This window comes from Prauserella oleivorans (assembly GCF_042685745.1).
GTDB classification, from domain to species: Bacteria; Actinomycetota; Actinomycetes; order Mycobacteriales; family Pseudonocardiaceae; genus Prauserella_A; species Prauserella_A oleivorans.
On the sequence record NZ_JBHUNT010000001.1, the window covers coordinates 192,329 to 216,765 of the forward strand.

Sequence of the window (24,437 nt, forward strand, 5' to 3'; positions counted from 1 at the left end):
TGATCTTGGTTTCAGCCCGGTAGGCCGACGAGCTGTTGGAGGCTCGTGATGCTCAGTCCGGGGCTTCCGGCCACGCCCGGCGTACCGCGCAGCGAAGCCAGTTCTTCCTCGTCCCGGGTGGAGTTCGCCGCGACCTGGTCCTGCGTCGGCGCGACGGGCACGCCGTTGTAGGGCGCGTTCTGCGAACCGCGCACGCTGATCGGGCTGCCTGCCGGTTCGGCACAGTACGCGCTCTCGTCCGGCGGGCGCTCCGACGTGTCGTTGCCCGGCCGGTACTCCGACGGCGGGCGGTAACCCTTGGTGCACGACGGCGGGTTGAACAGGTTCAGCGCCAGGCCGAGGTGCACGGTGCCGTCACCCGGCACGACGCTGAAACTACCCGCCGACACCATCGGGTAGGCCACGAAGGCCTGCTCGAGCCCGTCCAGCCGCGTGACCAGAACGTTCGACGTCGTGAGCAGGTTCGCCACGAGCGCCGACAGCCCTGGCCCCGTCTCGGCGAGCACCTCGGAGACCTGGCCCGACACCGGCGGCGTGATGTCGATCAGCCTGCGGAAGTCGCGGTCGGAGTTCTTCAGGGTCTCCGACAGCGACGCCAGGTCCTTGCTGAACGACCTCAGCGAGCCCGCCATGTCGTTTTGCGTGTCGAGCACGACGTTGCCCTGCTCCAGCAGCTGCACCGTCTGCGGCAGGGACCGCCGCGCGACGCCGGTGAAGTCGCGCGTGGTGTCCATGAGCACCTGCAGGTCGTCCCCGGTCCCGCTGAACGCGTCGTAGGACTCGTCGACCACCGTGCGCAGCGAGTCGGTCGGCACGGAGTTGGCGAGGTCGGTCAGGTCGCCGATCACCTTCTCCGTGGGCACCGGCGTTCGCGTGCGGTCGGCCGGGATGACCGCGCCGTCCTCCAGGTACGGCCCGTGTTCGTTGACCGGCTGCAGGTCGACGTACTGCTCCCCGACTGCCGAGCGGTTGGCCACAACGGCGTGCAGCCGGCTCGGCACCGGCGGGGTGTCCGGCTCGATGTTCAGCTCCGCCTCGAGCCCGGTCGCGGTGAGGCGGAGCTGCCCGACCCGGCCGATGTTGTACCCCCGGTAGGTCACCTCGGCGCCGGTGAAGATGCCGCCCGACTCGGTGAGCTCCAGCCGGACCGTGTAGCCGCCCTCGCCGAAGACCCGCTCGACCTCGGTGAACCGCACGAGCGCGTAGCCGATGGCGAGCACCGAGATGATCGCGAAGACGACAAGCTGGATCCTCGTCCTGCGCACCAACATCAGCCGGCACCCCCTGACAGCACGGAGAAGATCCCCTCGACGCCCGCCGGCCGCGGTGCCGGTTGTGCCGGGCCGTCGGCCCGCGGCTCGGCCGTGCGCGCGTCACCGGGCAACGGCAGCGGTGGCGGAGCGTTCTCGGGCACGCCTTCCTTGGGAGACGTCAGGCCGCCGAGGATCGGGACGTCCTGGAGCGGGTTCTGCCTGCTGCGCCCGAGGTTGGCGAGGACCTCACCGAGGTTGAGGTCAATCTTCATGTACAGGTTCAAGTAGTCGCCCCGCACGCCCAGCGCCGCCGAGTCGGTGAACGGGAAGCTCAGCAGCAGCTGCAACGCGTTGGGCAGGTCGGAGCCGGCCTCGCCGAGCTTGCGCAGCGTGGGCAGCAGTGCCTGGAGGTTGGCGACCAGGTCCTCCTGTCCCCTGTTGATCGTGTCCACCGCGACGCCCGAGAGGTCCTCGAGCGCCTGCAGCATCGTCACCAGCTGGCCGCGCTGCTGTTCGAGCACCCGCAGGCCCGGGCCCAGGTCCTCGATGGCGCCCGCGATGCGGTCCTTCTGGGCGTTGAGGGTCATCGACAGCCGGTTCAGCCCGTCCAGCGCCCGGGTGATGTCGCTTGCCTGAGCGTCGAGTGTCGTGACGAGCGCCTCCGTGTTGTGCAGCAGCGCCCGGAGGTCGGCCTCGTTGCCCTCCAGGGCGTTGTTGAGCTCCTTGGTGATGGTGTTGAGCTGCTCGACCCCGCCGCCGTTGAGCAGCATCGACAGCGCACCGAGCACCTCCTCCACCTCGACGCTGCGGTCCGTGCGTGCCACGGGGATCACCGCGCCGTCGGCCAGCGGTGCTTCCGCGGCGTCCTGCGCGGGCGGGCTCAGCTGGACGTACTTCTCCCCCAGCAGGCTCGACTGGCGCAGGTTCGCGACGGCGTTGGCGGGCAGCTCGACGTCGCCGTTGACCACGAGGGTCACCTCGGCGGTCCAGCCGTCCTTGGCCAGTCCGATGTGCTCGACCCGGCCCACCGGGACCTCGTTGACCCGCACTCCCGACTGCGGCACGAGGTCCAGGACGTCCCGGAACTGCACCTTCACGCGATACGGGTGGTCGCCGAGGTCGGCGCCGCCAGGCAGCGGGACATCGTAGATGCCGGAGAACCCGCAACCCGACACGGTCAGCATCGCCGCGGCGCAGACGCCGGCGATGCCCTTGCGCAACACCGTCACCGGCCACCTCCCGAACCGAGCAGCTGCGTGGTGAGCGGCACCGGCAGCGGCGGGAGCTTGCCCTGGTTGAGCGCGTTCACCGACTGCGCGAGCGACGGCAGCGGCACCACGCCCTCCACGATCCCGGCGACGCTGTCGCAGAGCTGCCCGACCGCGTCGAGTGCCTCCGGTGTCTGCTTCAGCAGGCCGCAGATCATCGCCAGCGGCGGCTGGGTGAGCTCGTTCATGTTCGGCCGGGCGTCGAGCGTGCCCGACGAGGCGTTGTAGCTGTGCACGAGGTTGCTCAGCGCCAGCGGCGCGATGTCCAGCGTCTCCGCGAGCGCGGCCCGCTGGTCGACGAGGACGCGCGTCACGCTCGCCAGCTTGTCCACATTGGATTTGATGCGGCCCCGGTTGGACTCGATGAAGTCCTTCACCGAGTACAGCGTCGTGCCCAGGTGCCGCACGGTGGCCGCGAGGTTGTCCTTCTCGCCCTCCAGGAACGAGCTGACCTCGGCCAGCTGCCCCTCGAACTCGCGCACCTGGTCGTCGCTGGACGCCAGGGTCGTGGACAGCTGCGCCAGGTTCTCCACGGTCTTGAACAGGTCACCGGAGTTGCCGGACAGCGTGCCCGCGGCCTGGCCGAGCTTGGTGATCGTCTCGTTGAGCGCGCGGCCGTTGCCGTCCAGGTTCGCGGCGGTGGTGTCGAGCAGCTCCGACAGCGAACCGTGCTCGTTGGCGCCCTTCGGGCCGAGCGACTCCGACACCCGGCTGAGGCTCTCGGCCAGCTCGTCGATCTCCAGCGGCACCGACGTGCGGTCCATCGGGATCGTCGCGCCGTTCTCCAGCCGCGGGCCACCCGTGTAGGCGGGCGCGAACTGGACGTAGCGGTCGGACACCAGCGACGGCGCCACGATGATCGCCTGCGCGTCGGCCGGGATGGGCACCTCGCGGTCGTAGGTCATCTCCACGCGGACCCGCTCGCCCTGCGGCTCGACCTTGGTGACCTCACCCATGTCGACACCGAGCACGCGCACGCTGTTGCCGACGTAGAGCCCGATGGCGCTCGGGAAGTACGCCGTGACGCGCTTGCTGCCCGCGTCCTTGAGCGTCCACCACAGGCCGCCCGCGACCACGAGGCCGAGGACGCACGCGATGGCGACGCCGCGGGCGAGACCCTGTCCGAAGCGGGTGGTGATCATCGCGCGTGGCACCCCTCTTCGTTCAGCGGGCCGATCGACGGCAGCAGCAGGCCGCAGATGTAGTTGTCGAACCAGCGCCCGTTGCCGATGGTGTTGTTGAAGACGCGGACGAACGGCGCGAACCGGCGGATGCCCTCCGCCAGCGAGTCCTGGTTGCGCTGCAGCATGTTCGTGAGCTGGTCGAGCTGGGTGAGGACGGGCCCGAGCTGGGCGTTGTTGTCGTCGACGAGCCCCTGCAGTTCCGTCGCCAGCGTCTGGCTGCCCTGCAGCAACGTCGAGATCGCCTGCTCGCGGGCCTGCAGCTCCTCGAGCAGCAGGTTGCCGTCCTCCATGAGCTTCACGAGCTCCGCGTCCCGGTCGGCCAGGGTCTGGCTGACCTGCCGGGTGTTGGCGAGCAGGTCGGCGAGCTGGCGGTCGCGCGAGGCGATGGTGTCGGACAGCCGGGAGAGGCCGCTGAGCGCGCCACGCACGTCGTCCGGCGTGCCGGCGAAGGTCTGCGACAGCACCTCGAAACTCTGCGCGAGCTGCTCGGTGTCGATCTCGTCGACGGTTTGCGACAGGTCCCGGAAGGCGTCGAGCACATCGTACGGCGCCATCGTGCGCTCCCGCGCGATCGTGTCACCGGGGTTGAGCGGCGCGTCCCCGAGCGGGTCGAGCGCGACGTACTTCTGCCCGAGCAGGGTCTTGATCTTGATGGTGGCCGTGGTGCGGTCGCCCAGCCACGCGTCCTTGACCTTGAACGACACGCGCACGCGGTCGCCGGCGAGCTCGACGTCGGTGACCTTGCCGACCTTCACGCCCGCGATGCGCACCTCGTCGTCGTCCTGCAGGCCGGCCGCCTCGCTGAACTCGGCGGCGTAGGTGGTGCCGCTGCCGACGATCGGCAGGTCCTCGGTGTTGAGTGCCGCGACCGTGCCGAGCACCATCAGGACGATGCCGACGAGCGCGATCGGCACCGGGTTGCGTTTCTGGAAGCTCTTCATCGGACGATGCACCGTTCCCTGTTCACCGGAGCGATCGGCACGTTGATCGGCTGCTGCATCAGGCCCGGGATCTGCACGTTGCCCTCGGCCGAGCACAGGAAGAAGTTGAGCCACGAGCCGTAGTCGGCGGTGGCCGAGAGCCTGGTGACCTTCTCGGGCAGGAACCGGATGAAGTGCTCGACCACGGCCTCGCTGTCGTTGAGGTTGCCTGCCAGCACGCCGAGTGCGTCGATGTCCTGCTTCAACGGCTCCCTCGCCTCGTCCAGCAGACCCGCGGTGGTCTCGGTGAGCTCGCCGAGCGAGGTGATCGCCTCACCGATCGGTTCCCGGTCGGCGGCCAGCCCCGACACCAGCTGCTGCAACCGGACGATGAGGTCGTCCAGCTGCGGCGTGCGCTCGTTGATGGTGGCCAGCACGCTGTTGAGATTGTCGATGACCTGGCCGATCACTTTGTCCTTCTCGGCGATCGTCGTGGTGAGCGACGCCGTGTGGGCCAGCAGGCTCTCGACGGTGCCGCCCTCGCCCTGCAGCACCTGGATGATCTCGAACGACAACGTGTTCACGTCGTCCGGCGACAACGCCCGGAACAGCGGTTTGAACCCGTTGAACAACTCGTTGAGATCGAGTGCCGGCTTGGTGCGCTCGACCGGGATCGTGCCACCCGGCTCCAGCGTGCCACCCGGCTCGCCGGTGCCGCGGTCGAGCGAGATGTAGCGCTGCCCCACCAGGTTGCGGTACTTGATGGTCGCCGTGACGCCGGCGGGCAGCTGCCGCCCGGCGTCCACTTCGAACTCGACCTCGGCCATCCGGCGGTCGACGATCCGCACGGCCTTGACCTGGCCGACCCGCACACCGGCGATGCGCACGTCGTCGTTCGGGATCACCATCGTCGCGTCGGTGAACCGCGCCTTGTACGTCGTGGTGTCGCTGAGGTTGACGTTGGCGATGCTGACCGCGAGCACACCCGTGAAGAGCACGGTGACCACGATGAAGATCGTGAGCTTGGTCAGCGGAGCCGCGAGTCCTCTCACTTCACCGTCACCTCCGCTCCCCGGTACAGCGGCGCCATCAGCAGCGCGCCCCAGCTGGGCACCTCGTCCGACTTCATCCCCACTGACGGCCCGATCAGCTGGGACAGCAGCGCGTATTCCGCCGGGGTCCCGGCCGGGTTGCCGCCCATCATCGAGCCGCCGCCGTTGTAGCCACCGGCGTTGGCGAGGTGGTTGGCGGGGTTGAGCCCCGTGTTGCTCGACCGCGCGGGCGGCGGTTCGGACGACGTGCCGTCCTGCAACGGTCCGTCCGGCGGATGCTGCGGGAACGGCTGCGGGTACTCCTTCATGTCGTAGCAGCGCGGGCCGCGCTTGTCCTCGAACCGGGGCTCGTCCTGACCGGGAAGGTACGGACCGCGGTTGATGGTGATCTCGATGGTGGCGTGCAACCCGGGGTTGTCCGTGCCCTTGCCGAACGCCTTCTCGATCCGCGGAGCCAGCTCGCTCATCTGCCCCAGGAAGCATGGGTAGGACGGCGCGTACTTCGCGAGCAGCTCGGCCGTCGGCAACGCCGTCTCGCCGAGGCTGATGACGTTCGCCGAGTTGGCCTCCAGCCACGACCGCAGGTCGTTCGACGCCGCCGTCACGCTGCCGTACAGCGTCTGGAGATTGTGCTGCTGGTCGACGATCGTCTTGCTCGTCGTGGTCAGGTTCTCCAGCGTGCGCACCAGCTCCGGCGTCACGTCGGACACGGTGCCGGAGAACTCCGCCAGCTCACGCAGGTTCTGCTGCAGCTGCGGCAGGTGCGGGTTCAGCTCGCCCAGGTAGGTCCCCAGCTCCGAGAGGGTCTGGCCCAGTTCGGCGCCCCGGCCCTGCAGGGCGGTCGAGATCGCGGTGAGCGTGCTCGACAGCTTCTGCGGCTGCACGGCCTGCAGCACCGGCATCAGGTCCTCGAACGCCTGCTCCAGCTCGATCGCGTCCTCCGTGCGGTCCTGTGGGATCACGTCCCCGGAACGCAGGGTCTGCGACGAGGGCTGCTCGGGGATCTCCAGCGACACGAACCGCTCACCGAACAGCGTCTTCGGCAGGAACCGGGCCGACACGTTGGCCGGCACCAGCTCGGCATGCTCCGGGTCGAGGTCGAGGGTGAGCTTCGACCCGGTCTCGGTCGGCTCGATCTTCCCGACCCGGCCGACGATCAGTCCGCGCACCTTTACGTCCGAGTTCTCGGTGAGCTGGTTGCCGATCTTGTCGGCCTCGAGCGTCACCGTGACGTACTCGGTGAACGACTTGTTGTAGATCGCGACGCTCAGCGCGACTCCCCCGGCGAGCAGCGCGACCAGCAGCAGGCCGAGCAGCCTGCGCCGAAGGGTGACCATCGCGTTCCTCATCCGGCGATCCTCACCGTCGTCTCGGTGCCCCAGATGGCGAAGCCGATGAAGAAGTTGACCACCGCGACCGTCACGATCGACAGCCGCACCGCCCGGCCCACGGCCACGCCGACGCCCGCCGGGCCGCCGCTCGCGCGGTAGCCGTAGTAGCAGTGCGTCAGGATGATGAGCACGCTGAAGATGAGCACCTTCACGAACGAGTAGAAGACGTCTTCCGGTGGCAGGAACATGTCGAAGTAGTGGTCGTAGGTGCCCGCCGACTGGCCGTAGATGTAGATCACGACCGTGCGCGACGCCAGGTACGAGCTCAGCAGGCCGATGACGTACAGCGGGATGACGGCGACGAAACCGGCGAGGATCCGCGTCGTCACCAGGTAGGGCAGGCTGGGCACGCCCATCACCTCGAGCGCGTCGATCTCCTCGGAGATCCGCATCGCGCCGAGCTGCGCGGTGAACCCGGACCCAACCGTCGCCGACAGCGCCAGACCCGCCACCAGCGGCGCGATCTCGCGGGTGTTGAAGAACGACGTGAGGAAACCGGTGAACGCCGACGTGCCGATCGAGTTCAGCGCCGAGAAGCCCTGCAGGCCCACCAGCACACCGGTGAACAACGTCAGGCCGACCATCACACCGACCGTGCCGCCGATGACGGCCAGCGAGCCGGAGCCGAAGCTGACCTCGGCGAGCAGCCGCAGCACTTCCTTGCTGTAGCGGCGGATCGTCCGCGGAGCCCACGCGAGGGCACGCAGGTAGAACGACATCTGGTCGCCGAGACCGTCGAGGGTCTCCAGCGGACGGTTCGCGATCTTCTTCGCGTTCTGCGACAGGGAGGCCATCGGTCTAGTCCAACTTCGCCGGGACGATCTGCAGGTAGATCAGCGTGATCACGAAGTTGACCACGAACAGCAGCAGGAACGTGATGACGACTGACTGGTTCACCGCGTCACCCACGCCCTTCGGCCCGGGCGGCGGGTTCAGCCCCCGGTAGGCGGCCACCACGGCGGCGATGAAGCCGAAGATGAGGGCCTTGATCTCGCCGACCCACAGGTCCGGCAGCTGCGCCAGCGCCGAGAAGCTCGCCAGGTACGCGCCCGGCGTGCCGTCCTGCAGCACGACGTTGAAGAAGTAGCCGCCCAGCACGCCGATGACGCTGACCATGCCGTTGAGCAGCAGGGCCACCAGCATGCACGCGAGCACCCGGGGCACCACGAGGCGCTGTACGGCGGACACGCCCAGCACCTCCATGGCATCGATCTCCTCGCGGATGGTGCGCGCACCGATGTCGGCGCAAATGGCCGAACCACCGGCTCCCGCGACGAGCAGCGCGGTCACCAGCGGGCTCGCCTGCTGCACCGTCGCCAGCACCGAACCCGCGCCCGTGTAGGACTGCGCACCGAGCTGGCTCGCGAGCGAACCGAACTGCAGCGAGATGACCGCGCCGAACGGGATCGCGACAAGCGCCGTCGGCAGGATCGTCACGCTGGCGATGAACCAGGCCTGCTGGATGAACTCCCGAAGCTGGAACGGCCGCTGGAAGAAGCCACGTGCGACGTCGAGGCCGAGCGCGAACAGCTTGCCGGTCTCCCGCAGCATCCCGATTCCGGGAATCCTGGCCGTGGAGGCCCCTCCGCTCATGAACGCCCTCGCCGTGCTCGTTCCTCGCCGGGCGAGCCCGCCCACGAGGCACAACCGCGCTGCATCAACCCGAGCGACTCCTCGCTCCGCTCGTCGCCACTCATGAACGCCCTCGGTCGCGTGGTGGCCGGGCGTGCTGCGAGCCGGGGCGCGGCGCCGGTTCCCGCCACGGGGAGCCGGGCACCGTCGCGACGTCGTCGGGCGGCAGCTCGCCCCGGTGCGCTCCGGCGAACGGCCGGTCGGGCGCGCTCTCGGGAATGCCGTACCGTCTCCGCTCCTCCGGCGTCAGCGAGGAGATGATGCCTTCCTGGGCCGCGGGCGGCAGCGTGTGCAGGATCTTCATGACGCGGTCCTTGCGCCGGCGCACACCCTTGCGCTCGGGCAGTCCCGGCGTGGGCTGCAGCTGCGGCACGATCCCGCGAACGTCCTCAGTGGAACCGTCGTGGTGACCGGCCGCGGCCTGCGCCTCCTCCAGCGCCATCTGCGCGGAGTCCTTCTCCTCGCTCATGCCGATCGGGCCGAGCCTGCGGCCGTTGAGGAACTGCTCCACCACCGGTTCGTCGCTGGTGAGCAGGACCTCGCGCGGCCCGAACATCACCAGCTCCTTGCGGAACAGCATGCCGATGTTGTCCGGCACCGTCCGGGCCAGGTTGATGTTGTGCGTGACGATGAGAATGGTCGCGTCGATCTGGGCGTTGAGATCGATCAGCAGCTGCGAGAGGTACGCGGTCCGGACCGGGTCCAGACCGGAGTCGGGCTCGTCGCAGAGGATGATCTCCGGATCCAGCACCAGCGCGCGGGCCAGCCCGGCGCGCTTGCGCATACCACCGGAAATCTCGCCGGGTAGCTTCTTCTCCGCGCCCGACAAACCGGTCATCTCCAGCTTTTCGAGCACGATCTTGCGGATCTCGGTCTCGGATTTCCTGGTGTGCTCGCGAAGCGGGAACGCGACGTTGTCGTAGAGGTTCATCGACCCGAACAGCGCGCCGTCCTGAAACAGCACCCCGAACAGCTTGCGGGTCTCGTAGAGCTTGCGCTCGGAGCACGTGACGATGTCGACACCGTTGATCACGCACTTGCCGCGGTCGGGCTTGAGCAGACCGATCATCGACTTCAGAAACACCGATTTGCCGGTACCGGACGGCCCCAGCATCACCGACACTTCTCCAGGCGGCAACGTCAGCGTCACGTCGCGCCAGATGGCCTGCTTGCCGAAGGACTTGGTCAGCCCTTCGATGACCACCTCGGCACCCATCGCACCTCCCGGAGCGTCGTCGCGGCAGCATGCCCCGCAGCTTGCGTCACCCCTGTGCAACGACCGAGTGGGCGCACAGGTTACTCACCAGTTCGGCAGCCGCGGCGCACCCGCGCCGGCCGCCGGAGTCGGGGAGCAAGGTAACCCACAGGAGACGCGAAAGCGAGAAAAGGGTGGGCATCCGACGATCGGATGCCCACCCTTTTCGGTGTTCTGACCGGTGGAACCGGACGAATCAGGTCACTTGACGGAGACCTTGGCGCCGGCGCCCTCGAGCTTCTCCTTGGCGGCGTCGGCGGCCTCCTTGTCGACCTTCTCGAGGATCGGCTTCGGGGCGCCCTCGACGAGCTCCTTGGCCTCCTTCAGGCCCAGGCCCGAGACGATCTCGCGGACGACCTTGATGACCTGGATCTTCTTGTCGCCGGCACCCTCGAGGATGACGTCGAACTCGTCCTTCTCCTCCTCGGCCGGGGCGCCGGCGGCACCGGCGGCCGGGGCGGCGGCCACGGCGGCGACCGGGGCGGCCGCGGTCACGTCGAAGGTCTCCTCGAACTTCTTCACGAAGTCCGACAGCTCGAGAAGCGTCAGCTCCTTGAAAGCGTCGAGCAGTTCGTCGGTGCTCAGCTTCGCCATGGTGGCGTTCCTTCCTTGGTTGAGACTCGCTGGTCAGGGGTGGGTGGGTCGGTCAGCTCTCGGCAGCTTCGGAAGCGCCTTCGCCGGATTCGGACTTCTGCTTCTCCTCGAGAGCGGCAGCCAGGCGGGCGACCTGGGACGCCGGCGCCTCGAACAGCGCGGCGGCCTGGGACAGCTTCGCCTTGAACGCGCCGGCCGCCTTCGAGAGCAGCACCTCACGGCTCTCGAGGTCGGCGATCTGTTCGATCTCGCCGACGCTGAGCGGACGGCCGTCCATGTAGCCGCCCTTGATGACAAGGGCGTTGTGGTCCTTCGCGAAGTCCCGCAGAGCCTTGGCGGCGTCGACCGGCTCACCCTCGATGAAGGCGATGGCGGTCGGACCGACGAAGAGCTCGTTGAGGCCCTCGATGCCCGCCTCCTCGGCGGCACGCTTGACGAGGGTGTTCTTCGCGACCCGGTACTTGGCGGTGTTGCCGAGAGCGCGGCGCAGCTCACTGAGCTGGGACACGGAGAGGCCGGTGTACTCGGTGACAACGGTGGCCGAGCTGTTGCGGAACCTGTCCGCGATCTCGGCGACGGCCGCCACCTTGTCGGGCTTCGCCATGGTCGCCTCCTCTCTTGGCTAGGTGACCACTGGCGCGCCCGGACCCCAGACACGACAAACGCCCCGGCGCAGCAGGCGCGGGGCGTCGATACACGCGAGCGAGTCGCGTGGCGATCCTCGTTCCTCCTGCGCGGGCCGTCGCCGTACCGGCGAACCTTCGTTCCCGGGGGGTCGACCCCGGGAAGACCAGCGGTCTTCGGTGAACCTCGACCAGAATACGGCACCCGCTCGCGGGCCCCACGGCGGCCCCGGCAACCGGCCGGTCTCGCCACACCGGGCCACATTCCGTAGGCGAGCAGGCATCATGGATCGCGTGACTGAGCAGCGACCCGACGGGCAGCCCGCGCCCGGACAGCAGCCGCCCGGCTCGCAGATGCAGCCCGCGCAGCCCGGCGATCCGCAGCGGTTCGACCCCGAGCAGCTGCGTCAGTTCCAGCAGTTCCAGCAGTTCCAGGAGTTCCTGCGCTATCAGGAGGCGCAGCGCTCGTCCGGTGCGGACCTGGTGCCCAGCGCCCAGTATCCGCCGGCGCCGACGGGCACCCGGGAGGTCGAACCGCGCCGGCCCGCGCGCCCGCGCGTGCCGGGCTGGCTGCGCTGGCTGGGCAAGAAGGTGCTCGGCTGGTTGATCTTCTTTCTGCTCCTCGCGATCGCGCTGACGTGGGCGTACAACCACTTCTTCGGCGGCGAGGACGAGGGCGACAGCACCGAGGCGGCAGCCAAGCTGGGCGGCGGTACGTACCACACCAACGAGATCCTCTCCGACCAGCCGCACGAGGCGGTGCGGGGTGTCTACGACGCCATCGCCCAGGTCGATCCGAGTAACGGCGAACCCCTGGTCGCCCAGGCGTGCGGCCGGTTCGACCGGGCCACTCAGCAGCAGTTCGCCCGCAACCTAGGCTACGGCGACTGCCGGCAGGCCGTCCTGGCCCTCAACAAGCAGGTCACGCACGTCAACGACTACGCCGAGTCGATCTACCCCCGGCGCTACGACCAGTACTCGCCGAGCGACCAGCACGCCGCCGGCACCGTGCGCATCGACTCCTGCGAGTTCCCGATCAAGGGCGGCCCCGCGCTCGGCACGTTCACCGTGACCGAACAGGACTTCGCGGGCCAGTGGCTCATCACCGGGCACGAACCGGGCCCGAAGACCTGCCCGGCCCCGAGCTCGGGGTCCACCGGGTCCCCGAACTGACCGGAACCACCGGACCGACCCGCGGCCGACCGGGCCCGCACCAAGCCGAACACGACGAAAGGGGCGGCCCACCCAGCCGGGTGAGCCGCCCCTTTCGGGTAGTCGGACGTTACGCGTTGGCGTCCTCGGCGAGGAGGTCGCGCGTGCGCGTCGGGTCCACCGGGATGCCCGGGCCCATCGTGGTCGTGAAGGTGACCTTCTTGAGGTAGCGGCCCTTCGCGGCGGACGGCTTCGCACGCAGCACCTCGTCGAGGGCGGCAGCGTAGTTCTCCACCAGCTTCTCGGCGTCGAACGACGCCTTGCCGATCACCAGGTGCAGGTTCGCCTGCTTGTCGACGCGGAAGCTGATCTTGCCGCCCTTGATGTCGGCGACGGCCTTGCCGACCGCGGGGGTCACCGTGCCGGTCTTCGGGTTCGGCATCAGGCCACGCGGGCCGAGGATGCGGGCCACGCGGCCCACCTTCGCCATCTGGTCCGGAGTAGCGATCGCGGCGTCGAAGTCGAGCCAGCCACCCTGGATGCGCTCGATCAAGTCGTCGGAGCCGACAGCGTCAGCACCGGCGGCCTCGGCCTCGGAGGCCTTGTCGCCGGTGGCGAAGACGATGACGCGGACGGTCTTACCCGTTCCGTGCGGCAGGTTCACGGTGCCGCGGACCATCTGGTCGGCCTTGCGGGGGTCGACGCCGAGCCGCATGGCGACCTCGACGGTGGCGTCCAACTTGACCTTGGACGTCTCCTTGGCCAGCTTCGCCGCCTCGAGCGGCGCGTAGAGCCGGCTGCGGTCGATCAGCTCGGCGGCCTGACGGTAGGCCTTGCTGCGCTTGGTCATGCTCTGTCCTTACTCGTTGAGGTGGATCAGTTGTGGTGCGGGCCAGCGCCTGGCCCTCCCACAGCGGGTGGGCGCTTTACTCGACGGTGAGGCCCATCGACCGGGCGGTGCCGGCGATGATCTTGGCGGCCTGGTCGACGTCGTAGGCGTTGAGGTCGGACTTCTTGGTCTCGGCGATCTCGCGGATCTGGTCCCAGGTGACCTTGCCCACCTTGTTCTTGTGGGGCTCGTTGCTGCCCTTCTCGACACCCGCGGCCTTCAGCAGCAGCTTGGCGGCCGGCGGAGTCTTGAGCTTGAAGTCGAACGAGCGGTCCTCGTACACGGAGATCTCGACCGGCACGACGTTGCCGCGCTGCGACTCGGTGGCCGCGTTGTAGGCCTTGCAGAACTCCATGATGTTGACGCCGTGCTGACCCAACGCGGGGCCCACGGGAGGCGCCGGGTTCGCGGCACCCGCCTGGATCTGCAGCTTGATGATCGCTGCAAGCTTCTTCTTCTTGGGTGGCATTCCTGTTTCCTGTTCAGCGTTTCCCTCCCCGCGCACCTGCCGTGGCGCGGGGACCTTCCGGCCGCCCCGGTGGCGACCGTCAGATCTTGGAGACCTGGTTGAACGACAGCTCGACCGGCGTCTCCCGGCCGAAGATCGACACCAGGACCTTCAGCTTCTGCCCGTCCGCGTTGACCTCGCTGATCGTCGCGGGAAGCGTCGCGAACGGACCGTCCATCACCGTCACCGACTCGCCGACCTCGAAGTCGACCTCGACCTGGCCGCCCGCGGCAGGCGCCTCGGCGGCGGCCTCACGCTTGCCCGCCTTCGCCGGGGCGGCCTTCTCGGCCTGCGGCGCGAGGAACTTCACGACCTCGTCCAAGGTCAGCGGCGAGGGGCGCGACGTGGCACCCACGAAGCCCGTGACGCCCGGTGTGTTGCGCACCGCGCTCCACGAGGCGTCGTTGAGCTCCATGCGGACCAGGATGTAGCCGGGCAGCACCTTGCGCTGCACCTGCTTGCGCTGGCCGTTCTTGATCTCGGTGACCTCTTCGGTCGGGACCTCGATCTGGAAGATGTAGTCCTCGACGTCCAGGGTCTGCCGACGGGTCTCGAGGTTGTTCTTGACCTTGTTCTCGTAGCCGGCGTAGGAGTGCACGACGTACCACTCGCCGGGCAGCGACTTCAGCTCCTCGCGGAGCTTGGCGGCCGGGTCCTGCTCCTCGGCGTCCTCCGCGTCCTCGGCGGCCGCAGTGGGCGCAGTGGGCGCGGTGGCGTCGGCGTCCTCGGTCCGCTCGGCGGTGTCCTCGGCCTGCTCAGCGGTGTTGTCGGCTACGGCGCCGGTCTCGGTGTCGGCCTCCGTGTCCTCGGCGGCCGGCACAGGCGTCTCTGCGGTCTCGGCGCCGGCCGAGTCCGCGTCACCGGTGGCCGCGAGCACCTGCTCGTCGGAAACGCCGGTCAGGTCCTGACCGGCTCCTGAGCCGTTCTCGGAGGTCACTTTCCGTCCTCTCAGTTGATCGCGTGTGGTGGTCGCGGGCGTCGCGTCGACCCCCGCCACCCGCGAGGCCTGGCAGGCAGCTCAGTTGCCGAATACGACGTCCACGCCCTTAAGGAAGAAGAAGTCGAGCACGTAGACCAGGGCAATCATGAAAGCCACGAACACCAGCACCACGATGGTGTAGGTGACCATCTGCTTGCGGGTCGGCCAGATGACCTTCCGCAGCTCACCCCAGACCTCGCGTAGGAACCGGACGAACCGCGAAAACAGCGAGCGCTTCTTCGTGTCCGTACGGCTCTGCTTCGGCGTAGGCCGATTCTTGCCGGCGGGCTTGGCGGCCTTCTCCGAAGACTTCCCGGCCTTCCCCTTCGGAGCGGGTCGCTTGCTCGCCTCGGCGTCCGTGCCCGTGCCGGCGGGACGCGCGGAAGCACGACGCTCACGCCGAGCCGCGGCGGTGACCGGACGGGAAGAGCGCTTGGGCGCCCTCTCCTGGTCCTTCTCGCCGTCCTCGCTCACGAGCTACTCCTCCGCTTCCACCTGACACGTCAACGCAGGGGTGACAGGACTTGAACCTGCAACCTGCGGTTTTGGAGACCGCTGCTCTGCCATTTGAGCTACACCCCTTCGAGCGGAGAACCGCTCACCGGACGCACTCCACTAGACCCCACCTCGGTCGCGGGGCCGGGCGTCGAACGTTCCAAGTTCGGAAGTCTACGGCAAGCCCGTCAGCGGCTTGCAACCACGCCCTCTTGTCGGCCGGTGCCCAGGTACGCGGCGGCGCGCCGCACGTGGAAAACTGTCGGCATGGCCACACCTGAAACCACTGTCACCCGCCCTCGTTCGCGCGTGTCCGCCCGGATCGCCGGCATCACGCCCTCCGCGACGCTCGCGGTGGACGCCAAGGCGAAGGCGCTCAAGGCCGAGGGCCGTCCGGTGATCGGCTTCGGCGCGGGCCAGCCCGACTTCCCCACGCCCGACTACATCGTCGAGGCCGCCGAGAAGGCCGTGCACGAGCGCGCGAACCACGGCTACACCGCCGCGGCCGGCCTGCCCGAGCTGCGTGAGGCGATCGCCGAGAAGACGCGCCGCGACTCCGCCTTCGACTGCGACGCCTCGCAGGTCCTCGTGACCAACGGCGGCAAGCAGGCCGTGTATTCCGCGTTCGCCACGCTGCTGGACCCGGGCGACGAGGTGCTCCTGCTCGCGCCGTACTGGACCACCTATCCGGAGTCGATCACCCTCGCGGGTGGTGTCCCGGTGCAGGTCACGGCGGACGAGTCGACCGGTTACCTCGTGACCGTCGAGCAGCTCGAGGCGGCGCGCACCGAGCGCACGAAGGTGCTGCTGTTCAACTCTCCGTCCAACCCGACCGGCGCCGTGTACCCGAGGGAGCAGGTCGAGGCCATCGGCAAGTGGGCCCTCGAGCACGGCATCTGGGTCATCACCGACGAGATCTACGAGCACCTGGTCTACGACGGCGTGACGGCCGAGTCGATGCCCGCCGTGGTGCCCGACCTGGCGGACCAGACGCTGATCCTCAACGGTGTCGCCAAGACGTACTCGATGACCGGCTGGCGCGTCGGCTGGATCATCGGGCCGCAGGACGTGGTCAAGGCGGCGTCGAGCTTCCAGTCGCACCTGTGCGGCAACGTCGCCAACGTGTCGCAGCGCGCCGCGCTGGCTGCCGTGGCCGGCCCACTCGACGCGGTGCACCAGATGCGGGAGGCGTTCGACGCGCGTCGCAAGCGGATCGTCTCGCTGCTGTCGGAGATCCCGGGGGTGGAGTGCCCGACGCCGCAGGGTGCGTTCTACGCCTACCCGTCGGTGAAGGCGCTGCTGGGCAAGGAGATCCGGGGCGAGCGGCCGGAGGACACCGTCGCGCTGGCCGACCTGATCCTGCGCGAGGCGGAGGTCGCCGTGGTGCCCGGCGAGGCGTTCGGCACGCCCGGCTACTTCCGTTTCTCCTACGCGCTCGCCGAGTCCGACCTGGTCGAGGGCGTCAACCGGGTCGCAGCCCTGCTCGCCGAGGCGAAGTAGCCCCGCCCGACATTCGCGGCCCCCGGGGAGCACAGCCAACGCTGCCCGGGTCCGTTTCGTGTGTGGACCACCTGCCGTGGCGGTCCGGCGCGCGCCAGGGCGGACGATGCACATCACCGACGACCGGGCACAGCCGACGACCGGGCACAGCAGACGGCCGGCCTCGTCGACGATCAGCTGCGGCAGGCGTCGGGGTGCGCTACAAACGCCGGTGATGCGCGGTAAGCCACTGGCCTTCGCGGTCGCCGTACTCGCGGCCGCCTGCACCACCTCGACCCCGCCCGACGACACGGCGACGAGCGCGCCGACGTCCCGACCCGGCGCCGGGCGGTACGTGGCACTCGGCGACTCGTACACGTCCGCGCCCGGCACGGGAACGCCGGTCGGCACGCCGCCCGGCTGCGCCCGCTCGAACAACAACTACCCCCGGCTCGTGGCCGAGCAGCTGGGCGTCACCGACCTCACCGACGTCAGTTGCAGTGGCGCCACCACCCGCGACCTGACCGGCCCACAGCGGACCTCGGACGGGACCAACCCGCCGCAGCTCGACGCGGTGGGACCGGACACAACCCTGGTGACGCTCGGCATCGGCGGCAACGACGTCGGCTTCGTCCAGCTGGCCGCCCGGTGCGCCGGTTCCGGGCAGGAGGCGGGATCGTGTGTCGCCGGCGCCGACCTGGCCACCGCCATCGAGGACACCGCCGACCGGATCGGCGCGGCCGTGCGCCAGATCCGGGAGCGCGCGCCCAGGGCGCGTGTCGTCGTGGTCGGGTACCCGACCGTCCTGCCCGCCGACCCGGGTGCCTGCCGTCCGGAGCTGCCCTACGCGCCCGCCGACGTCTCGGCGCTGCGCCAGAGCCTGCTGCGGCTCAACGAGGTGCTCGCCCAGCAGGCCACCGTGCACGGCGCCGACTACGCCGACAGTGCCGCGCTCAGCCGCGGCCACGGCATCTGCGCGGCGCAGGAGGAACGCTGGGTCGAGGGACTGCGCTCGACGACGGGCGCGGCGCCACTGCATCCCACCGCGCGCGGCGAGCGCGCGATGGCCGATGCGGTCCTGGCGGCCGTGCGGTGAGCTCTCAGCCGGTGCGCACCACGGCCTGAGCCTTGCCCAGCACCGTCTTGCCCTCGAACTTCGCCGTGATGTCGACGCGGGCCGTACCGTCGTCGCCGACCGCGCCGATCTTGCCGGTGAACTCGACGAGCGCGCCCTCGTCGTCGTCGGGGACGACGACCGGCCGGGTGAACCGCACGCCGTACTCGAGCAGCCGGCCGGGGTCGCCGAGCCAGTCGGTGACCATGCGGCCGCCCAGCGCCATCGTGAGCATGCCGTGCGCGATGACGTTCGGCAGGCCCACGCTCGTGGCGAAGCGCTCGTTCCAATGGATCGGGTTGAAGTCCAGCGAGGCGCCCGCGTAGCGCACCAGCTGTTCCCGGGTCACCCGCACCGACAGCGCGGGCAGTTCGTCTCCGACGTTCATGCCTGCTCCCCCCGGACGACCAGCTGGGCGTGGGTCGTGCACACCGGTTCCCCGTCGACGGTGGTGATGTCGGCGTGGACGCCGAGGAAGTCGTTGCCCGCCCGGACGAAGATGTCGTCGATGTGCGTGGTGAGCTGCAGGCGGTCCCCCGCGTGCACCGGGCGGTGGTGAACGAACCGCTGATCGCCGTGCACCATGCGCGAGTAGTCCAGTCCAAGCTCCGGGTCGGAGACGATGACGTTGATCGACGCGAGGTTGATGATCGTGAGGAACGTCGGCGGAGCGATCACGTCCGGGTAGCCCGCGGCCTTGGCGGCCTCGATGTCCCGGTAGAGCGGGTTGGGGTCGCCGATCGCGTCGGCGAACTCGGCGATCTTCGCCCGGCTCACCTCGTAGGTGTCCTCGGGCGGGTAACTGCGGCCGATGAATGACGGATCCAGTGGCACGCTCCGCACATTACCGGCGCGGTCAGACCCCCGGGAACGCCGCTGTGATCGACGTTCGCCGGGGGCCTTTCCGTAGCCGCGTCGATCAGTTCAGGGACAGGCCGTAGGCGCTCAGGGCCTCGGTCACCGGCTGGAAGTACGAGCTGCCGCCACCCATGCCGGACGTGATGCCCAGGCCGACGCTGCCCGAGAACAGGCAGCCTCCCGAGTCGCCGGAGTCCACCGGCGCCGACGTCTGGACGAGCTCGTGCACCGCGCCCTCGGCGTAGTTCACCGTGACGTCGACGGCCTGCACCGTGCCGCAGGTCAAGCCGGTGGTCGAGCCGCTCTTGCAAATCTGCTGGCCGACGGTGGCGTCCGCGGCCGACGTGATGGGCTGCGTGGTGCCGTCGTAGAGGGAGACCTCGCCGGGCGCGCTGCCGGTGGTGTTCTGGATCAGGCCGTAGTCGTTGCCGGGGAAGCTCGCGTCCACCGACGGCCCGACGTTCCATTCCGACACGGCTCCGGTGCAGTGGCCGGCGTCGATGATGTAGTTCTGCGAGCCGTCGTTGGTGTTGAACCCGGCGGAGCAGCGGCTGCCTCCGCCGGTGATCGCCTCGCCGTTGTAGATGGCCTTGTGCATGCCGCCCGGCACGTGTTCGACACGCACGGCGTCGCCCAGCCGCCGCGCCGCCGACTCCAGGGCGGCCGCGGCGTCGTCGGCGGCGGCCTCGGCGACGGTCAGCACGACCTGGTTGCGCTCGGGATCGAGCCCGATGGAGGTATGCGGCACGCCCGGCAACGCCTCGAGCGTGGCGCGGGCGGCGTCGAGGTCTTCCACGCTGCGGGTGACCAGTTTCGCCGTCGCACCCGCCTGCTCGGCGCGCTCGGCCGCGGCGGCGGTCAGCACGTTGACGACGGGCAGCCCTCGGGCGTCGAGGTAGCCGCCCGCCTGCTCGTCGCCGAGCGTGGTGGTGAGCTCGGTCAGCGTCGACGCGCTCGCCTGCTGGGTGCGCAGGATGTTCGCGGCGGCCGTGTCGGTGATGCCACGTTCGGCGGTGAGGGTGGCGATGGCCTCGTGCGCCACGTCGGCCGAGTAGCCCTCGAGGCTCGTCGCGGACGCCACTGACGGTGCGAGCAGACCCAGCGCGAGCGCGCTGGTGGCCGCGGTGATTGCGGTCTTGGACGTGAGGTTCATACCGGCAACTCACTTTCGCAGGGTTGGTCACTCGACAGAGTGACGTCGGTGCGAGTTGGCCGGTACCACCGTTAGTCGGGTTCTTTCCAACCCGACCTGTTCGGCGCAACAAAAAAGCCGCCCCCGTCAGCCGGGGGCGGCTCTTCCGGAAAGCCTGATCAGCGGGTCTCCTTGTGCGTACGGTGCGTACCGCAGTTCGGGCAGAACTTCTTCATCTCCAGGCGGTCCGGGTCGTTGCGCCGGTTCTTCTTGGTGATGTAGTTGCGGTGCTTGCACTCTTCGCACGCAAGCGTGATCTTCGGACGCACGTCGGTGGAAGAAGCCACGGTTTTACCTCTTTCAACGCTCGGTGGGCCACCGCCGTGGCCGTCGTTCGAGTAGCGGGGGCGGGACTTGAACCCGCGACACCACGATTATGAGCCGTGTGCTCTAACCACCTGAGCTACCCCGCCCTGCCCATCAACCTTACCCGCCGGCCGCAGCCGGGGGTCCGGGGGCAGAGCCCCCGGGTGGGGTGTGGGGTCCACCCCCACAAGTGATCAGCGAGCGATCATGCCCTGTGCTCTCCACAGGGAGACCACTCCCAATCGCGAGCCCCTTTACGGAATCGAACCGTAGACCTTCTCCTTACCATGGAGACGCTCTGCCGACTGAGCTAAAGGGGCCTGCTCAACGAGCCTCGAATAGAGTACCTGAGCCCGCGGCCGCCTCCGAAAGGGGGTCCCCCTGTTGCGAAAGCTCAGGTCAGCAGGGTCAGCACCGTCTCGGACCGGTGGCCGAGCGAGCGCGCGGTCCGGGCCTGCAGCCATGCCTCCAGCCGCTCCTCCGACAGCGGCCGCGAGATCAGGTAACCCTGGGCGACATCGCAGCCCATCGCCTCCAGCTGGTCGCGCGCCACGTCGTCCTCGACGCCCTCGGCGACGACGGTGAGGCCCAGCGAGTGGCCCAGTTCGACGATCGAGCGGACGACGGCGAGGTCTCCGAGGTCGGTGCCCATGCCGAGCACGAAGCTCTTGTCGATCTTCACCTGGTCGACGGGCAGCTGGCGCAGGTAGGCCAGCGACGAGTAGCCGGTGCCGAAGTCGTCGACGGCCAGCACGATGCCGAGGCCGTGCAGCTCGCGCAGGATCGGCAATGCGCGCTGGGGGTCGGCCATCACGCCGGACTCGGTGAGCTCGAAGGTCAGCAGTTCGGGCGGAACGTCGAACCGGCCCAGCGCCGCGGCGACCTTGGCGGGGAACTCCTCGTCGGCGAGATTGCGCACCGAGAGGTTGACGGCGACCGAGATCTCCAGCCCCTCGTCGAGCCAGCGCCGCACGCGGTCGAGCGCCTTGTCCAGGACGAACGACGTCAGCGCGCCGACCAGTCCCGCGGCCTCCACGGCGGGCACGAACTCGTCCGGATCGACCCGGCCGAACTCGGGATGCTGCCAGCGCACCAGCGCCTCGACGCCCACCACGTGCTTGCCCGGCAGCGACACCTTCGGCTGGTAGTGGACGCTGACCTGGCCGTCCTCGAGGGCCTGGCGGAACTGCGTGACCATCTGGAACCGGCGCAGGAAGATCTGGCCCATGCTGGGGACGTAGCCGCGAACCTCCTCGCCGCCGCGCGTGGCCCGCACCGCCATGTCGGCGCGTTGCAGCAGGCCGTCGACGTCGAGTTCCTCGTGCTCCTCCACCGCGGTCGAGGCGTAGCCGACCATGGCGTTGGCCTCCACGGTGAGCCGGTCGACGAGGTAGGGCTCGGACGCCTCGGCGCGCAGCCGCTCGGCGACCTCGTGGGCCTGCTCGACCGAGTGGTCCACGAGCAGGGCGGCGAACGAGGCACCCTCCAGCCGCGCCAGCGGCACCTCGGGGCCGAGCACGTCCCGGATGCGCTTGCCCGCGGCGACCACCATCCGGTCCGCCCAGGCGTAGCCGAGCGCGTCGCTGACGGTGGAGAAGACGTCCAGATCGACCCGCAGCACCACGGACTGCTCGCGATCGCGGAGCGGCTCGGCGGCGATCTGCCGGAACCCGGGCCGGTTCAGCAGGCCGGTCAGCGGATCGTGGTAGGCGTCGTGCCGGAGCGTGGCCAGCAATCGCCGGTTGTCCAGGGCGGTGGCGAGGTGGCTGGCCATGGTGCCGAGGAGTTGCACGTCGTACTTGCCGAACCCGCGCCAGCGGGAGAGCCGGTCGTGTGCCTCCACCACGCCGAGCAGCTGGTTGGCGCTGCGCAGCGGGACGACCAGCGCCTCCTGGGCGCCCCGGTCGGACAGCGCGCCCCGCACCTCCGGGTTGGCCTCGGTGATGCGCAGGTGCCGCACGTGCGCGCCGGGCAGGCGCAGGAACGGGTCATCGGGGCGCAGCCTGCCGTCGGGCAGCTCCTCACCCACGACCACCTCGCGCATCGGCTGATCCGGCTCCAGCCGCAGCCGCAGCACGACCCGGGCCGCGGCGAGCTGGTCCTTGATCCGCTCGGCGATCCCGCTCCACTCGCCGAAGTCGACCCCGAGGTCGAGCTCGCCCGCGCGGGCCGCGGGCCGGGCGGCCGCCTGATGATCCGACCGGGCGACCATGAGGCTGACGTCGGAGAGCGCCTCCATGTCGCGCTGCTCGCGCAGCAGGTCGGAGTAGGCCCAGTACAGCGCGACCAGCCCGAGACTGACGGCGAGAACGATCGGCCAGGCGTCGGGCGTCTTGGAGATGACGAGGTAGCCGGTGAGCCCGGCGGAGGCGTTGACGAAGCCGACCACGAGGATGCGGCCGGCCAGCCGCAGCACGGTCCCGACCCGCATCCGCCTGCGCAGCACGCGCACGGCCGCCATCGCCAGCAAGGTGCTGGCCAGCGGTGCGGTGAGGGTGCCGGCGAGCGCGGCCAGCCACGGCATGTCCTCTGGACCACCGAGGACCTGCTTGACCAGACCGGCCACGGCGAAGGCACTGGTGACCTCGATGAGGAAGGCGCCGGCGTTGTAGAGGACGCGCCCGGTGACCTTCCGGGCGAGCAGCGTGGTGACGCCGGCGACGACGTGCGCGGCGAGGACGACCTCGAACGGGGCGACGAAGAAACCGATGACGAGCGGGATCTCCGTGAAGGAAATGGTCCAGGAGATTCCGCTGCGGACGTCGACGTTGACCCCGAGCTGTTCGGCGCCGAGGAAGGCGAGGGCCAGCAGTGGTCCGATCCACCACAGGTGGACCGAACCTTCGAACGGAAGCCAGGAGGAGACCGTCGCGACGGCCAGCACGCCGACGGCGAGGACGACCGCGGTGTAGAGGCGGAACCGGCGCTCGTCGGCGCGTGCCTCGGCGGACACCGGCGCACCCTGCCTGGGAGCGGGCGTATCGGCTGCTGCCGCACCGGACCCGGCGGATCCTTGGTGTGCGTCCGGCATGCAACCTCCCCTTCCGTCACGCCCGCCCCTTCGAAGGCCGGTCCGCGAACGAGGCATTACTGTACCCCGGAGGGCGTATCAAGTGCCTGATTCGAGCACCCGCAGATCACCGCAGGGTTAACGGAGCACCAACGCGGTGATATGCGACCCTCGATGCGAGTGATTCTCGAGTGGGAGATGTCGCCGCCTGTAGTCGACAATGGGCCAGAGCGGTCGCATGCCGTCGCGACCTGCGTGACATAGCTCATAGCGCTTGCGGTTGGATGAACGCATGGACATCGACGCCATCGCCGCCGAGCACGCCAGACGGCTCTCCGGCGCCGACGCGCTGATCCCCAGACCTCGCCTGTGGACCGACGGGCAGGCCGGCACGCCACTGCGCGCCCGGGACGGGCTCGCCCTCGCCACCCGCTCCGTGGTCCGTACCGGCACCCCGGCAGCGCTGTGGCGGCCGCTGGTGGAGTACCGCCTCGACGTACGGCTCGCGGGCACGGACCCCTCCGCCACGCTCTCGGCTCTGCTCGCGCGGTGGGACGAGCACCTCGCCGAGGCCGAAGCGGTCGACTGGGACAGCGCCGCCGTGGTGACGCGGCCGAGCCGCGACACCGTCGGCACCTCCGAGCTGCTGCGCCGCGGCTTCGCGCCCACCAGGGTGTTGGCCGTGCGGCCCGCAGACCGGCTCGGCGCGGGCCCGCCTGCGGTGCCCGGCGTCCGTATCCGGCACGCCGAGGCCGCCGACCTGCCGACACTCGTCCGGCTCCGGCAGGAGCTGCATAGCTATGACGCGCAGTTCGGCGTGGTCACCACGCGGCCGGACGAGCACGACCTCGTCACCACCGAGACCCGCGACCTGCTCGCCGACGCCGACTCCGCCACCCCGTCGCTGTGGATCGCCGAGCTGTACGGCAGGCCGCTGGGCTTCGTGGAAGTGCAGCTGCCGCCCGCGGCGAAGTGGGTCAGCGAGTACGTGACGGCGGACCGGGTCGGGTATCTCGCCTCGTTGCACGTCGCCGAGGAGGCGCGCAGCACCGGGGTCGGGTCGGCCCTCGCGGCGCACGCGCACCAGCTGTTCGACGAGGCGGGGGTCGAGGCAGTGCTGCTGCACCACGCGCAGGCGAACCCACGGTCGACGCCGTTCTGGTACGCGCAGGGCTACCGCCCGCTCTGGTCGTCGTGGTACCGGCGGCCCGCCATCGGCTGACGGCACCGGCTCCCTGATCGCCGGCAGCGAACACACCGGTGGAATTCGGCGGCGCTCCACA

Annotated in this window: 24 protein-coding genes and 3 tRNA genes; 4 read left to right on the plus strand and 23 right to left on the minus strand. The window is 69.6% G+C overall.

The features are described 5' to 3' along the window. Nucleotides 1-11: 11 nt before the first annotated feature. The 11 genes from ACFSZT_RS00915 to rplJ form a co-directional block, all read right to left on the minus strand. Entirely contained in the window at nt 12-1,271 is a 1,260-nt protein-coding gene (locus ACFSZT_RS00915) for an MCE family protein (RefSeq protein WP_377387240.1), read from the minus strand. Beyond that, a complete protein-coding gene (locus ACFSZT_RS00920) occupies nt 1,271-2,437 on the minus strand; it encodes an MCE family protein (protein WP_377387817.1) in 1,167 nt (388 codons plus the stop codon). The genes ACFSZT_RS00915 and ACFSZT_RS00920 overlap by 1 nt, the downstream gene beginning before the upstream one ends. A 41-nt stretch (nt 2,438-2,478) precedes the next feature. Continuing rightward, the gene (locus ACFSZT_RS00925; protein WP_377387242.1) at nt 2,479-3,663 is read right to left on the minus strand and encodes an MCE family protein; all 1,185 of its coding nucleotides are present in this window, start codon (nt 3,661-3,663) and stop codon (nt 2,479-2,481) included. Further along, on the minus strand, nt 3,660-4,646 hold the full coding sequence (locus ACFSZT_RS00930) for an MCE family protein (protein WP_377387245.1): 987 nt from the start codon (nt 4,644-4,646) through the stop codon (nt 3,660-3,662). Before ACFSZT_RS00930 ends, ACFSZT_RS00925 begins: the two co-directional genes overlap by 4 nt. Beyond that, the gene (locus ACFSZT_RS00935; protein WP_377387248.1) at nt 4,643-5,677 is read right to left on the minus strand and encodes an MCE family protein; all 1,035 of its coding nucleotides are present in this window, start codon (nt 5,675-5,677) and stop codon (nt 4,643-4,645) included. The genes ACFSZT_RS00930 and ACFSZT_RS00935 overlap by 4 nt, the downstream gene beginning before the upstream one ends. Further along, complete coding sequence (locus ACFSZT_RS00940) at nt 5,674-7,026, minus strand: MCE family protein (RefSeq protein ID WP_377387251.1); 1,353 nt, start codon at nt 7,024-7,026, stop codon at nt 5,674-5,676. Before ACFSZT_RS00940 ends, ACFSZT_RS00935 begins: the two co-directional genes overlap by 4 nt. Further along, entirely contained in the window at nt 7,023-7,862 is an 840-nt protein-coding gene (locus ACFSZT_RS00945) for an MlaE family ABC transporter permease (RefSeq protein ID WP_377387254.1), read from the minus strand. Before ACFSZT_RS00945 ends, ACFSZT_RS00940 begins: the two co-directional genes overlap by 4 nt. Nucleotides 7,863-7,866: 4 nt before the next feature. After that, entirely contained in the window at nt 7,867-8,661 is a 795-nt protein-coding gene (locus tag ACFSZT_RS00950) for an MlaE family ABC transporter permease (RefSeq protein ID WP_377387257.1), read from the minus strand. Between the two features lie 100 nt (nt 8,662-8,761). Next, entirely contained in the window at nt 8,762-9,916 is a 1,155-nt protein-coding gene (locus ACFSZT_RS00955) for an ABC transporter ATP-binding protein (protein ID WP_377387260.1), read from the minus strand. Between the two features lie 240 nt (nt 9,917-10,156). After that, nucleotides 10,157-10,549: a 50S ribosomal protein L7/L12 gene (gene rplL / locus ACFSZT_RS00960; protein ID WP_377387263.1), complete on the minus strand. Its 393-nt coding sequence runs from the start codon at nt 10,547-10,549 to the stop codon at nt 10,157-10,159. A 52-nt stretch (nt 10,550-10,601) separates the two neighbouring features. Continuing rightward, nucleotides 10,602-11,153 carry a 50S ribosomal protein L10 gene (gene rplJ / locus ACFSZT_RS00965; protein WP_377387265.1) on the minus strand — a complete coding sequence of 184 codons (552 nt, stop codon included), beginning with the start codon at nt 11,151-11,153 and terminating at the stop codon, nt 10,602-10,604. A gap of 304 nt (nt 11,154-11,457) precedes the next feature. Between rplJ and ACFSZT_RS00970 the strand changes: the two genes are divergently transcribed. Continuing rightward, nucleotides 11,458-12,345, plus strand: a complete 888-nt coding sequence (locus tag ACFSZT_RS00970) for a hypothetical protein (protein ID WP_377387268.1) — start codon at nt 11,458-11,460, stop codon at nt 12,343-12,345. A gap of 109 nt (nt 12,346-12,454) precedes the next feature. On the opposite strand, the gene rplA is transcribed toward ACFSZT_RS00970, so the two are convergent. The 5 genes from rplA to ACFSZT_RS00995 all read right to left on the minus strand — a co-directional run bounded on the left by rplA (nt 12,455) and on the right by ACFSZT_RS00995 (nt 15,282). After that, nucleotides 12,455-13,174, minus strand: coding sequence for a 50S ribosomal protein L1 (gene rplA / locus ACFSZT_RS00975; protein WP_377387271.1), 720 nt, complete (start codon nt 13,172-13,174; stop codon nt 12,455-12,457). Between the two features lie 76 nt (nt 13,175-13,250). Continuing rightward, nucleotides 13,251-13,682, minus strand: a complete 432-nt coding sequence (rplK, locus tag ACFSZT_RS00980) for a 50S ribosomal protein L11 (RefSeq protein ID WP_377387274.1) — start codon at nt 13,680-13,682, stop codon at nt 13,251-13,253. Between the two features lie 79 nt (nt 13,683-13,761). After that, nucleotides 13,762-14,658, minus strand: coding sequence for a transcription termination/antitermination protein NusG (nusG, locus tag ACFSZT_RS00985; RefSeq protein ID WP_377387277.1), 897 nt, complete (start codon nt 14,656-14,658; stop codon nt 13,762-13,764). Between the two features lie 81 nt (nt 14,659-14,739). Beyond that, a complete protein-coding gene (gene secE, locus ACFSZT_RS00990) occupies nt 14,740-15,174 on the minus strand; it encodes a preprotein translocase subunit SecE (protein ID WP_377387280.1) in 435 nt (144 codons plus the stop codon). A gap of 35 nt (nt 15,175-15,209) precedes the next feature. Further along, a tRNA-Trp gene (locus ACFSZT_RS00995) sits at nt 15,210-15,282 on the minus strand. 180 nt (nt 15,283-15,462) lie between these two features. Here ACFSZT_RS00995 and ACFSZT_RS01000 point away from each other — a divergent pair. Next, a complete protein-coding gene (locus ACFSZT_RS01000; protein ID WP_377387283.1) occupies nt 15,463-16,695 on the plus strand; it encodes a pyridoxal phosphate-dependent aminotransferase in 1,233 nt (410 codons plus the stop codon). A 214-nt stretch (nt 16,696-16,909) separates the two neighbouring features. Continuing rightward, nucleotides 16,910-17,770, plus strand: a complete 861-nt coding sequence (locus tag ACFSZT_RS01005; RefSeq protein WP_377387286.1) for an SGNH/GDSL hydrolase family protein — start codon at nt 16,910-16,912, stop codon at nt 17,768-17,770. A gap of 4 nt (nt 17,771-17,774) precedes the next feature. Here the strand turns inward: ACFSZT_RS01005 and ACFSZT_RS01010 are convergent, their stop codons facing one another. From ACFSZT_RS01010 to ACFSZT_RS01040, 7 genes are all read right to left on the minus strand, one after another. After that, entirely contained in the window at nt 17,775-18,176 is a 402-nt protein-coding gene (locus tag ACFSZT_RS01010; protein ID WP_377387289.1) for a MaoC/PaaZ C-terminal domain-containing protein, read from the minus strand. Then, nucleotides 18,173-18,622, minus strand: a complete 450-nt coding sequence (locus ACFSZT_RS01015) for a MaoC family dehydratase N-terminal domain-containing protein (RefSeq protein ID WP_377387292.1) — start codon at nt 18,620-18,622, stop codon at nt 18,173-18,175. Before ACFSZT_RS01015 ends, ACFSZT_RS01010 begins: the two co-directional genes overlap by 4 nt. A gap of 85 nt (nt 18,623-18,707) precedes the next feature. Continuing rightward, complete coding sequence (locus ACFSZT_RS01020) at nt 18,708-19,799, minus strand: S1 family peptidase (RefSeq protein ID WP_377387295.1); 1,092 nt, start codon at nt 19,797-19,799, stop codon at nt 18,708-18,710. Nucleotides 19,800-19,957: 158 nt separating this feature from the next. After that, nucleotides 19,958-20,125 carry a 50S ribosomal protein L33 gene (gene rpmG, locus ACFSZT_RS01025; protein WP_377387298.1) on the minus strand — a complete coding sequence of 56 codons (168 nt, stop codon included), beginning with the start codon at nt 20,123-20,125 and terminating at the stop codon, nt 19,958-19,960. Between the two features lie 52 nt (nt 20,126-20,177). Then, nucleotides 20,178-20,251, minus strand: a tRNA-Met gene (locus ACFSZT_RS01030). Nucleotides 20,252-20,391: 140 nt separating this feature from the next. Further along, a tRNA-Thr gene (locus tag ACFSZT_RS01035) sits at nt 20,392-20,464 on the minus strand. 74 nt (nt 20,465-20,538) lie between these two features. Further along, nucleotides 20,539-23,175 (minus strand): putative bifunctional diguanylate cyclase/phosphodiesterase, encoded by a 2,637-nt coding sequence (locus tag ACFSZT_RS01040; protein WP_377387301.1) that lies wholly within the window; start codon nt 23,173-23,175, stop codon nt 20,539-20,541. Between the two features lie 271 nt (nt 23,176-23,446). Between ACFSZT_RS01040 and ACFSZT_RS01045 the strand changes: the two genes are divergently transcribed. Continuing rightward, nucleotides 23,447-24,376: a GNAT family N-acetyltransferase gene (locus tag ACFSZT_RS01045; protein ID WP_377387303.1), complete on the plus strand. Its 930-nt coding sequence runs from the start codon at nt 23,447-23,449 to the stop codon at nt 24,374-24,376. Nucleotides 24,377-24,437 lie beyond the last annotated feature (61 nt).

What these genes read in the sequence shown, in the direction of transcription:
- ACFSZT_RS00915 (WP_377387240.1), bottom strand. Translation starts at nt 1,271, where the DNA reads ATGTTGGTGCGCAGGACGAGGATCCAGCTTGTCGTCTTCGCGATCATC.
- ACFSZT_RS00920 (WP_377387817.1), bottom strand. Translation starts at nt 2,437, where the DNA reads ATGCTGACCGTGTCGGGTTGCGGGTTCTCCGGCATCTACGATGTCCCG.
- ACFSZT_RS00925 (WP_377387242.1), bottom strand. Translation starts at nt 3,663, where the DNA reads ATGATCACCACCCGCTTCGGACAGGGTCTCGCCCGCGGCGTCGCCATC.
- ACFSZT_RS00930 (WP_377387245.1), bottom strand. Translation starts at nt 4,646, where the DNA reads ATGAAGAGCTTCCAGAAACGCAACCCGGTGCCGATCGCGCTCGTCGGC.
- ACFSZT_RS00940 (WP_377387251.1), bottom strand. Translation starts at nt 7,026, where the DNA reads ATGAGGAACGCGATGGTCACCCTTCGGCGCAGGCTGCTCGGCCTGCTG.
- ACFSZT_RS00945 (WP_377387254.1), bottom strand. Translation starts at nt 7,862, where the DNA reads ATGGCCTCCCTGTCGCAGAACGCGAAGAAGATCGCGAACCGTCCGCTG.
- ACFSZT_RS00950 (WP_377387257.1), bottom strand. Translation starts at nt 8,661, where the DNA reads ATGAGCGGAGGGGCCTCCACGGCCAGGATTCCCGGAATCGGGATGCTG.
- ACFSZT_RS00955 (WP_377387260.1), bottom strand. Translation starts at nt 9,916, where the DNA reads ATGGGTGCCGAGGTGGTCATCGAAGGGCTGACCAAGTCCTTCGGCAAG.
- rplL (WP_377387263.1), bottom strand. Translation starts at nt 10,549, where the DNA reads ATGGCGAAGCTGAGCACCGACGAACTGCTCGACGCTTTCAAGGAGCTG.
- rplJ (WP_377387265.1), bottom strand. Translation starts at nt 11,153, where the DNA reads ATGGCGAAGCCCGACAAGGTGGCGGCCGTCGCCGAGATCGCGGACAGG.
- ACFSZT_RS00970 (WP_377387268.1), top strand. Translation starts at nt 11,458, where the DNA reads ATGGATCGCGTGACTGAGCAGCGACCCGACGGGCAGCCCGCGCCCGGA.
- rplA (WP_377387271.1), bottom strand. Translation starts at nt 13,174, where the DNA reads ATGACCAAGCGCAGCAAGGCCTACCGTCAGGCCGCCGAGCTGATCGAC.
- rplK (WP_377387274.1), bottom strand. Translation starts at nt 13,682, where the DNA reads ATGCCACCCAAGAAGAAGAAGCTTGCAGCGATCATCAAGCTGCAGATC.
- ACFSZT_RS01000 (WP_377387283.1), top strand. Translation starts at nt 15,463, where the DNA reads ATGGCCACACCTGAAACCACTGTCACCCGCCCTCGTTCGCGCGTGTCC.
- ACFSZT_RS01005 (WP_377387286.1), top strand. Translation starts at nt 16,910, where the DNA reads ATGCGCGGTAAGCCACTGGCCTTCGCGGTCGCCGTACTCGCGGCCGCC.
- ACFSZT_RS01010 (WP_377387289.1), bottom strand. Translation starts at nt 18,176, where the DNA reads ATGAACGTCGGAGACGAACTGCCCGCGCTGTCGGTGCGGGTGACCCGG.
- ACFSZT_RS01020 (WP_377387295.1), bottom strand. Translation starts at nt 19,799, where the DNA reads ATGAACCTCACGTCCAAGACCGCAATCACCGCGGCCACCAGCGCGCTC.
- ACFSZT_RS01040 (WP_377387301.1), bottom strand. Translation starts at nt 23,175, where the DNA reads ATGCCGGACGCACACCAAGGATCCGCCGGGTCCGGTGCGGCAGCAGCC.
- ACFSZT_RS01045 (WP_377387303.1), top strand. Translation starts at nt 23,447, where the DNA reads ATGGACATCGACGCCATCGCCGCCGAGCACGCCAGACGGCTCTCCGGC.